The following is a 9,551-nucleotide window of genomic DNA, read 5'->3' on the forward strand; positions in this document are numbered from 1 at the left end:
CCTTAGTCGTAAGATGTCCTATCCGGTTGCGATCAATCTGGGCCATTCAGGAAGCGCCCATCGCAGAGAGTATTGTTCCGAGAAAGGACAGACAGGCGCAACCAGCCAACACGAGAAGGGCGATAGCAGGGGCAGTAAACTCCTCTGGGTCGGTTCGGAGCAATTCGCAGCCGGCAGTGACAAGCATGCCCGCTCCACCGATCGCCATGAGCAGGGGATGCGTAGACTGCTCACTACAGATTTGGTATTATATTAGTAAAACCTCCCAATACAGATTCACCCTTGGTAGTACACCTTTGCTACTTATGTGTCTCTGAGTAGTAACTACTCACGATACAGATGACTTTCGAACATTCCGAGAACGGTAAACAAGTCAGTGAAAGTTGGGACACAGTGTTCAAATCGCTCTCGGTTGAGCCACGCCGTCAGCTCATTGTTTCTCTCTTGGACACCCCACCGGATCAATCGGTTCCATTACCTGAGAGTGCCGCGATGCCAAATATTCCGTTAGATCCTGAAGAGTTACGTGTTGAACTTTATCACATTCATCTGCCGATATTAGCGGAGAACGGATTCATTACTTGGGAGACAGATCCATTAGTCGCTTCTCGTGGCCCACGATTCAATGAGCTAGCGGTGGTTTTCGATGCGCTCCACTCGGAAGCAGCCAACATTCCTGATTCATTAGTCATCGGGTGCCAGCGGCTTGAGCACGAGCGGCAGAGGAGCGTAGGTCGCGGATAGGTAGTTTCGACGTTACGTTCGCTATCTCCTGTGATCACTACGCAAGCGCGTTCTATTGGCTGATTCGGCTGTGAATTCACGAAATAAATGTCGTGACAAATCCTCTATGACGCCCTATAGTAGTGTGAGGAGTTTGCGATAACCACACGTTCGTACCAACCTACGGTCCTAGACTTCCCCGCGAAGGGTGTCATCAACGACATCAGCGAACGCAACGTTCTCACGCACCTGTTGTATCTCGACGGTGACGCGGTCCCCGACACTCGTTTTGGGAACGATCACAACGTAGCCGCGCTCGACTTTCGCGATCCCGTCACCTTGGTCACCGAGGTTCTCGATTTCAACGTCTCGCTGTTCGCCCTCCTCAACAGGCGGGCCGTCGTATTCGTGTAGCTGACCAGCGTGGTCAGCTGATTGAGTGGCCTCAGTCGTGTCGGTAGCTTCGGTATCCGACGTGGATGTCGATATAAGCGCAACACAGTATATTTTACCCTCAGAGAGTGTTCCGGTGGCTATCTCACGGTCTGGCACAGTTATCTGGTAGGTGCCATCGTCTTGCTCAACAGTCGCAGTATACAGTGTCTGGAGCGTCTCAGAAATGTCCATAAATCGCGTATTGTGTTGACCCGTGCCAGCAGACTTGTTTCTAGCGTTTCTAGTGCTCTCAACTGATTACCGTCGGTCTGATCAAGGTTCCCGAGAGACCACGTCAGGACTCATTGTCGGCATCAAACACGGCCGCAAAGTCTTCGAGAAGCTCCTGTGGCGATCGCTCATCACTACGAGACGGGAGTGGGGCTTCCCAGCATTCGATCTCGAGCATGCGCGCATTCGACACTGACTCCAGTTCGGTTGTCACATTGAAAATTCCGGTATGAAAGATCGCCAGCAGTCGCTGCTCATGAACGGTAACGTAATCGATTCCGGCCCGGTCCAAGACTGTAGAAACGTTAGTCGGCTCAGATAACGAGACAGAGACGCTTGGAGACGGCGAGTCGGTCATACCAAGTCATAGGTCAATTCTATAAATAAAACCCGACTTGAGCAGGGTCCAGATACATCATCTGGTCAGTTGCCTTGGCCGGTCTGTCGTCTCCCAGAGAGTGCTGTGCGATAGCCCTCTCCCGGGCTTAGCTGTGATGGTCAACGTGATTAACCAACACATACCAGTAGAAGCGCCAGTTAGTTGGTTAGTTTTGAGCCTATCCTCAGAGGATCTTTCCAAGATTCCCAGTATTGTCTAGGCGTGGGGTGACAGCTTGGTAGATACGGGAAGCGGACTTGTATGACGTTGAAAGATCATGTGATTCACAGGAGACATATGCCGTCGTGAGGTCCAAGTGTTCAGATTCTTCCTCGGCGTGAGCCTGCAGTTCGGAGAGTTTGGCTTTCGCAGCGGCGGTTTTTCCTTGACCGGCCTTCCCGTGGAGAAACACGTTGTTGGCACCAACTCCACGAGCCGCGGGAGCTAGCGACATATGAAGATCTTCCATCTCGTCAGTTCGTTCGGGGAGATCGTCGGGATGATATTCCTCACGAAGGACCTCTTCTCGTTGGAAGATAGGCGAGGTATTCGAGAACTGAGTCATATGCGGTACCCTCGGTCGCGTTAAGTTAGTATCAATATCGCTTCCATCATGCGATTTTACAGAAGTGTTTTCGAATGTTGTAGCCGATCGTGTTCTGTGGATCAACGGGAAGGAGAACTGAGAAGGCAGATCCAGTTCTTCACGGGATTACTACCTATTTTGAGTTTATAACTCAGCTTTTCGGAACTCGACGAATACTCCCGCAGTCTTGCGTTTCTTCGTAACTTAACGCGACGGTTTTGGCGGCACTCGCCTTTATTGTGTCCTATCTGTGGTATAGATACTAACGCAAATTTGAGATCCTATCCGTCGAATTCGTTCAGATATAGATCTTTCCGCTCCAGCAGATTCGGGATCGTCCTTCGTGGTACTCCCGAGTGACGTGAAACCTTTCGGTGGGACCAGCCCTCTTCCTCGACCGCGACGATCGCGTCGACGGCGTTGCTGAACTCGTCGGTCGGCTGGTGGTAGCCGTCCTCGTCGGTGGTAAAGCCGTAGGGCGGGCGAGTGGTCCACTTCCCCGCATCCTCAGCGGCGCGAAGGCCCTCGACGACGCGCTGCTTGATCATATCGGCCTCGAGCTCGGCAGCCATCCCGAGCGTGTTCAGGAGGATCTTGCCGCGCATGTCGAGGTCGTCGCCGGGCGGTATCTCTAGGTCGTCGTTCCGGACGTAGAGCCCGCAGTTGTGATCCTCCACGATATCGCCGACGGTCCGGTGGAGGTCGCGCATGTTCCGCGAGATGCGCGTGATCGATCGGACGACGATCGCGTCGACGGCGCCGTCCTCGACGAGCTCCATCAGCTGGTGGTAGCCGGCGCGGTCCGTGTCGGTCCCAGTCGACTTGTCCGCGAGGACGTGATCGGCGTCGACGTCGAGGCCGAGGTTGTCCGCGTAGTCGGGTAGGTTGTCGCGCTGTGTGTCGAGCTCCTGGTCACGGATCGAGACCCTCGCGTAGACGGCTGCGTTCGCCATGCTCCTGCCCGCATTCTACCTGTATTAAAACTAAGCCCCTATTCGCCAGATGGGCGAGAAGGATGTGCTTCTCGCCATGTCTGTCCGGATATCCATCACTTCCCGGACGCCAGTTCCCCTCATTAGCGATCAAGTTCGTCCGCGTGGTGCGCTCAACCTAACTCTAGATATAGTCCATACTTTCGCTACCATTGTTGCGTGCCATGGTGCGCTTTCGCACCGTCACAGCTCTCAACAAAATTAATGATGTGTTTCAATTGTTGAACTACAGCGGTAATTCTTAGTAGCAAAAGAATCGATCCCCCGCCGATGCGTAGGTCCCCCCTTTCCCGACTGGTACTAGCCCTCCTCGTTTTGAGCAGCACAGGTGCGGTCACGGCAACCGCCGCTGGCCCGGCTATCCAACTATCGTCAGTAACAGTATCACCTGACGATCCGATTACCGATGAACAAGTCACAATCGATGCTACCATCTCAAACCTCGAAAATAGTGATTCGATCGTTGACGTTACTGACCTCTATGTTCGATCAATAGGGACTACACAAGAGTTTGACCGCATCGAGAATGTCGGATCAATCTCTCCCGGTGGGTCTCTTTCTGTCCCAATCTCAGCAAGGTTTGAAACACCTGGTCAAAAACAGTTGGCAATCAACCTTGTTGTACAAGATACCAATGGCGAGTATCACTCGTACACCTACCCAGTTTATGTTGAGGTGTCTGAACCGAAGGTGAAAGCTGATCTGTCAGCAACAGCTCCACAAAACGATTCTGAGACGATTGAGGTTTCGCTGACGAACTTTGGTAACACTAACCTCACCAATGTCGAGGTTACTGCCACAGCTAATGGTAACGTCATCGAGCGTAACCTTGTCCGTGACGTGTCGCCTGAGTCCAACAGAATTAGCGCCTTCGACACGAGCGACGTTGTCTCAGATACGGTCGAGTTTACTGCGACGTACGACGCTGCTGGCGACAGTCACTCTACATCTCTTGTCTCCAACGTCAACGAAGAGGCTCAAGTTCCCGGTAAAATTCGACTCACGGCGGTTGAGGTCTCACGTGCCGGGTCCGGGGTAATGATCGAAGGTGACGCTGCGAATCTCGGCGGCACCGACGCTGAGTCTGTGCTCGTCCAGATCAACGATAGTGCTGATGTCCAACCCGCATCCCCGTCGGGTGAGTACTTCGTTGGTGGGATTGAGGCCAGCGAGTTTGCCACATTTGAACTCACCGCAGAGACCGAGTCAAACGCTTCGTCGATTCCTGTCGACATCACGTATATTGTTGATAACGAGCGTGTGACGACGATACAGAAGGTTGACTTGACGGCTACTGCCATGTCTGCGGGCAGCAGTGGGGTGCCCGGAGACAGCGTTGCTTCCGGTGCCGACGCGTCCGGTCCCAATTCCGGATCCGCTGGCTCCGGTGGACTTCCGCTTCGGCTTATTGCTGGCGGTATCGCAGTTATCAGCATTCTCCTCGCCGGTGTAGCCTACAGGTGGCGTAGCCGATGAGTGTCATTGTACTTGAGGATGCGATAAAGCGGTACCACACCGGCGGAGAAGTCATTGATGCGCTGGCTAGTGTCAACTTTCGCGCCGACCGCGGCGAGATGGTCACAATTATCGGTCCATCTGGCTCGGGCAAGAGTACCCTGCTGAATATGATCGGGTTACTTGATACGCCAACAACGGGCCGCGTCCGACTCAACGGCCGTGACGTCACCAATTTTTCCACGGATGAACTGACCGAAGAACGGCGGTCAGACATCGGGTTCGTCTTTCAGGATTATCATCTGCTTCCGATGCTCACAGCAACCGAAAACGTAGAACTGCCAACGATGTGGGACACCGAGGTTGATAGACGTGACCGTGCTATTGACTTGCTCAACCGCGTTGGACTTAGTGACCGACTGACACACAAGCCTCCTCAATTATCCGGAGGCCAACGACAACGGGTCGCCATTGCGCGTGCATTAATCAACGAACCGGACGTTCTTCTTGCGGACGAGCCGACTGGTAACCTCGATCAAGATACCGGAGCGACAATCTTAGATGAATTAACCAGGCTCAAAGAAAGCGAGAATATTGCTATTGTGGCAGTCACCCACGATGAGCAGTTAGTTGAGTACGCTGACCGGGTTGTTGAGTTAGTTGATGGGAATATCAACACATGAACCGACAGCATCCCCTACGGCGATTTCCCAGCGCCCTGATGGCGTGGCGAAATCTTGGGCGTAATCGAGTCCGGACCGCTCTCGCGACACTCGGAATCCTGATTGGAGTTGTTTCAATCGCATCGCTGGGAATGGCTACCGCCGCAATCCAACAACAAGCGACCGCGAATCTTGAGGGATTATCCAACGAAGTGACTATCTCTGCGGGGCCGGACAACCCCAATGACGGGATCTCCGCCGAGCAGGTCGATGATATTGAACGGCTCACAGGTGATGCAACGGTGGTACCCGAACGGAGTAACGTGACAACACTCTCCGCTCGGAATGGGGCTGAAATACGTGTCAGAGTAACGGCACTGACGAAGGCGGATACAGTGTACAACGTCTCCCGGGGGCGCATCTCAAACCGCTTCCGGTCAGGGGCATTAGTCTCTCAGGCAGATGCCAGACTGCTCGGGATTGAGATTGGTGATCCGGTTACCTACGATGGACAACTTTATCGCGTTCAGGGGATCCTCTCATCATCCCAGGGCCTCGGCGGCCAGCAGCGAGTACTCGTGTTACCGCTCTCGGCGATGAGTGATCAAAACCATTACGATTCGGTAACTGTCTTGGCGGAACCTGGGCAGTCGGTAGAGGCTCTTACAGCCGGCATTGAGTCGTCATTCAACACTGCTAACGAAGATGTTGTTCGTGTTCGGAACTTTGCTTCGGTACAACAGAACGTTGGATCATTTCTGAGTACGCTCCGACTCGGACTTCTTGGCATTGGGTCAATTTCGTTGGTGGTTGCGAGCGTCGCGATTCTCAATGTAATGCTGATGAGTACCGTCGAACGGCAGGGAGAAATTGGCGTTCTCAGAGCTGTCGGCATCACTCGTGGTGAAGTTCTCCGAATGATCCTCACCGAAGCAGTGTTCCTCGGGATCATTGGCGGCGTGTTGGGAGTCGTCGTTTCCGCCGGTATCGGAGTGATACTATTTGAATTCTTACTGGGGAGCCCACTAAATGCCTTCCGCTGGCAAAGCGTACAATATCTCCTGTATGGGATGCTGTTTGCGGTTGCTGCAAGTGCGATTAGTGGGTTGTACCCAGCATGGAAAGCAGCAAATGAACGACCCGTTGAGGCACTCCGAGATTGATCTCACGTATTGAAACCCGACCTAAGTGTGCCATTTAACAAGTCTGAGTCCCGACGATTATCGTTTATTCCAGACACCCGAGAAATGTAGGTGTATTCTCGACAGTTTCCGGAGACATCTCTCCTTGGCTGCGTGAGGCGTCACAGATCAGATTGTACTGCTCTGTTGAATCCGATGACGGCAAGGGGGCCAACTATCTGAAGGAGCGATTATTTCGCTCTTCGTCGTCGGTGTGTTGGATCGATCTCTTCAGTAATCTCGATCCTCTTCCCTCTCTGCCAACATTCTGTTTCAGGATTCTATCGACAGCGCTCCTGAACCAAGTGTAAAGTCCATCGATCCTGACGCCTTCTATGGATTCAACAGAACAGACAAGAAAGAAATAGAGGAACCATTGGTTGGCCCCCTACGTTTTCCTTTTACTCCAGAGCAGCACCGATTGATGCCTTCTCTGTGTCGAACACTCCCAATATCCGCTCAAATTCAGCTATTTTGACCTCAACGCCTGCGTCCGGACGACCACTGCTGAAATTGACCTTGTCGTTCTGAAATATTTTGGAGTCTACGTAGATCGGACAGTCCAGCTCTGTTGAAATCCTCAGATGCTGATAGTTTGGAGAGGCTATGCTGTATACAGAGCGCGGCTCTGTTGAAATCCTATTCCTCAGATATATTTTCACCTGAAACAGCCGGCCGATGAGAACTGTATATTGAGCAGCAGTAACATATGTAATCGGATTAAATCCGTTCTGTATGGTTGTCTGTCCAAACCGCGGGAAAGAGCGGGAGTACAACAGTGTAAATTGCTCAAATTGTCAGTATACCCACCGCTATGATGATGTTGTAGACTATGACCCCGAAAGTATCCACTTCACTGTTCTATTTGACTGTAAGAACTGTGGACGGAAGTTCAAATTGGGATTTGGAAAGGGTGATGAAGTAAACGTGAAAGGAATTGCCCGTCAGAATACAAAAATCAACCACCATACGGGAAATCCAATTAGCTTGCTTGTGGACGGTTGGAATTGTCGACCTCAATGTCCCACTTGTAATAACGAGAATTCTCTATTTATTTCGGAGAAGCGTCCTATACGTGAACGGTAAGTGAGCTCACTGTACTGACCGCGACCGAGCAGAATATATCACTTACAGAGGATCTCAACAGAGCCACTTGAGTCTATTGAATCCCTAGGACGTTGCTCGTTACCCGCAGGAAAAATCCGTCGACCCGATAAGGGATCACTCACCAGTACAAAATAACAGATATAGAAGACAATCCAGTCGGTCAATTGAGAGCGAATTCGCGCTATTTGATTTCGATCAGTATGAGACTGGCCTTGCCGATACGAGTTCGATACCGACAGAGTCAGTCGTGATCGCGGCAATCGCTCGATGCGATTCAAGAAAATTGAATCAGCAGCATAACCCCAATTCACGATACGATGCCTTGAACGTAGATGTGTGCGTAGGCGCTTGCCCACACGATGGAAAGTAGTTCACTGACACTCGATGAGATGACACCCAAAACGGAATTCAACGAGGCCAGGCTCATCCCCATCTCGGGGAGATATGTTGGGAGAAAGAGGCTAGCTGCACTTCCAATAGCGATCACCCCGATAAGCACGAATTTCCCCCGGTAGTTCGTCGTGATGCGCCAACTCACACGGAATGATTTAAGCGGGCCGTACTGGCCGATGACACACGCCTCAAGTGCGAACCAGAACTTGTACAGGAGAAATAGAAACGGCACGGCAAAGGTGATTCCACCGATCGCTACAGCGATGGGGAAACTGATCATATCTACCGGTGTGCCCGGGAGCACACCGATAATAAAGAAGAGTGGTAGTGCTAGGAAGAACGGAACCGTCATCACCAAAACCACGGTGAGAATGACGACGCCGACTAGTGATGGCGTCCGAGCGAGGCTTCGATGTAATCCCTCACGTCTCGTGACGGGATCGCCGGTCAGTTCACCGGCGACGATCGTTCCTACGTAGGCACGGATCAAGATGATGAACGCAAACGCCGTCAGAGTCTCAACTACGGTGATTGCGGGCATCGGGAGCATGTTGATACTGTCCGTTTCGAGAAGCCGTCTGGCCAAAATGATCACACCCGCGAAAACGACAATTGACGGATAGGACCGAAATAGGCGAACGGACCAGACTAACGAATCAAGAATGCTTCGACGAATTGCGGGCCTCTCGATATTGCGGCAATCAAGACAGCCACAGCCATCGACATCGTTTCGGGCCTTGATCGTCGGTACCACGTCATCCGTAGTTGTGTCGCTGGCAGTAGAAGTTCTTTTGGCCGGTGTGTCGGTGTGTTCGCTCATTCGGTTGTAACGAACTGAGCGATAGATTCACCGGCAGCAAGCAGGATCGACGGTGGACCAAGCAGTGAGGCGAAGGATTTGAACGCGCGTTTGAGACTCGGCCGATCGTCCTCGGTGCCGAGAAAGAGCAGTGTCGGGTCTTCAGAAACGACGTAGACGCTCATTTCCCGGCCTTTCTCCGAATAGCAGGTGTCCGTAACTTCGATCACGCCAGCTGATTCGAGATTCTCCAAGTGGTAATGGACATTCTGTACGCTCTGGTTGAGTTGATCAGCGATCCGTGACGGCGTCGCCGGCGTTTCGTTGAGCAGCCGAAAGATTTCGTAGGCGGTCTCGGAAGACAATGCTTCGATCACGTCTCGCGTCCCGTCGTCGTCGAGACTGCTGTGTTGAATAGCGATCTAATCAGCTGTTATCACGGAGTAGAAGGACGAAGCCGAGGAAATCGATTCTGTCCATCGAAGTCGATCTCCTCGACTTCGTTGAGCAGTGTCGTCGCCTAGTCAAACAAGCGTTGGGAAAGCACGCGGGCGAGCCCGCCAGCGGCGGGTTCGCCCGCTGGAAACACGTTGTGCTACACTGTCTTC

11 protein-coding genes and 1 pseudogene are annotated in these 9,551 nt (G+C 52.4%); 5 read left to right on the forward strand and 7 right to left on the reverse strand.

Annotated features, from left to right (window positions below):
• Positions 1-339: 339 nt before the first annotated feature.
• Positions 340-744: a hypothetical protein gene (locus DVK07_RS24405; protein ID WP_121598087.1), complete on the forward strand. Its 405-nt coding sequence runs from the start codon at positions 340-342 to the stop codon at positions 742-744.
• Positions 745-912: 168 nt separating this feature from the next.
• Here DVK07_RS24405 and DVK07_RS16765 read toward each other — a convergent pair whose 3' ends face one another.
• The 4 genes from DVK07_RS16765 to DVK07_RS16775 form a co-directional block, all read right to left on the reverse strand.
• Positions 913-1,350 carry a TRAM domain-containing protein gene (locus DVK07_RS16765; RefSeq protein ID WP_121598088.1) on the reverse strand — a complete coding sequence of 146 codons (438 nt, stop codon included), beginning with the start codon at positions 1,348-1,350 and terminating at the stop codon, positions 913-915.
• A gap of 103 nt (positions 1,351-1,453) precedes the next feature.
• A complete protein-coding gene (locus DVK07_RS16770) occupies positions 1,454-1,747 on the reverse strand; it encodes a hypothetical protein (RefSeq protein ID WP_121598089.1) in 294 nt (97 codons plus the stop codon).
• 205 nt (positions 1,748-1,952) lie between these two features.
• A complete protein-coding gene (locus tag DVK07_RS22335) occupies positions 1,953-2,333 on the reverse strand; it encodes a hypothetical protein (RefSeq protein WP_147441195.1) in 381 nt (126 codons plus the stop codon).
• 302 nt (positions 2,334-2,635) lie between these two features.
• Complete coding sequence (locus DVK07_RS16775; protein WP_121598090.1) at positions 2,636-3,307, reverse strand: recombinase family protein; 672 nt, start codon at positions 3,305-3,307, stop codon at positions 2,636-2,638.
• A gap of 309 nt (positions 3,308-3,616) precedes the next feature.
• On the opposite strand from DVK07_RS16775, the gene DVK07_RS16780 reads away from it, so the two are divergent.
• The 3 genes from DVK07_RS16780 to DVK07_RS16790 are packed head-to-tail and all read left to right on the forward strand — an operon-like array spanning position 3,617 to position 6,626.
• A complete protein-coding gene (locus DVK07_RS16780) occupies positions 3,617-4,822 on the forward strand; it encodes a hypothetical protein (protein ID WP_233565496.1) in 1,206 nt (401 codons plus the stop codon).
• A complete protein-coding gene (locus DVK07_RS16785) occupies positions 4,819-5,484 on the forward strand; it encodes an ABC transporter ATP-binding protein (protein WP_121598092.1) in 666 nt (221 codons plus the stop codon). The genes DVK07_RS16780 and DVK07_RS16785 overlap by 4 nt, the downstream gene beginning before the upstream one ends.
• Complete coding sequence (locus DVK07_RS16790) at positions 5,481-6,626, forward strand: ABC transporter permease (protein WP_121598093.1); 1,146 nt, start codon at positions 5,481-5,483, stop codon at positions 6,624-6,626. The genes DVK07_RS16785 and DVK07_RS16790 overlap by 4 nt, the downstream gene beginning before the upstream one ends.
• 419 nt (positions 6,627-7,045) lie before the next feature.
• Here the strand turns inward: DVK07_RS16790 and DVK07_RS22340 are convergent, their stop codons facing one another.
• The 3 genes from DVK07_RS22340 to DVK07_RS16800 all read right to left on the reverse strand — a co-directional run bounded on the left by DVK07_RS22340 (position 7,046) and on the right by DVK07_RS16800 (position 9,365).
• On the reverse strand, positions 7,046-7,420 hold the full coding sequence (locus DVK07_RS22340; protein WP_147441196.1) for a hypothetical protein: 375 nt from the start codon (positions 7,418-7,420) through the stop codon (positions 7,046-7,048).
• A 638-nt stretch (positions 7,421-8,058) separates the two neighbouring features.
• Entirely contained in the window at positions 8,059-8,964 is a 906-nt protein-coding gene (locus DVK07_RS16795; RefSeq protein ID WP_233565498.1) for a hypothetical protein, read from the reverse strand.
• A complete protein-coding gene (locus DVK07_RS16800) occupies positions 8,961-9,365 on the reverse strand; it encodes an ArsR/SmtB family transcription factor (RefSeq protein WP_394338890.1) in 405 nt (134 codons plus the stop codon). Before DVK07_RS16800 ends, DVK07_RS16795 begins: the two co-directional genes overlap by 4 nt.
• Positions 9,366-9,421: 56 nt before the next feature.
• On the opposite strand from DVK07_RS16800, the pseudogene DVK07_RS16805 reads away from it, so the two are divergent.
• Positions 9,422-9,551: pseudogene (locus tag DVK07_RS16805) on the forward strand (IS5/IS1182 family transposase); the annotation flags it as partial.

Source organism: Halorubrum sp. Atlit-26R (assembly GCF_003666015.1).
Classification (GTDB): Archaea; Halobacteriota; Halobacteria; order Halobacteriales; family Haloferacaceae; genus Halorubrum.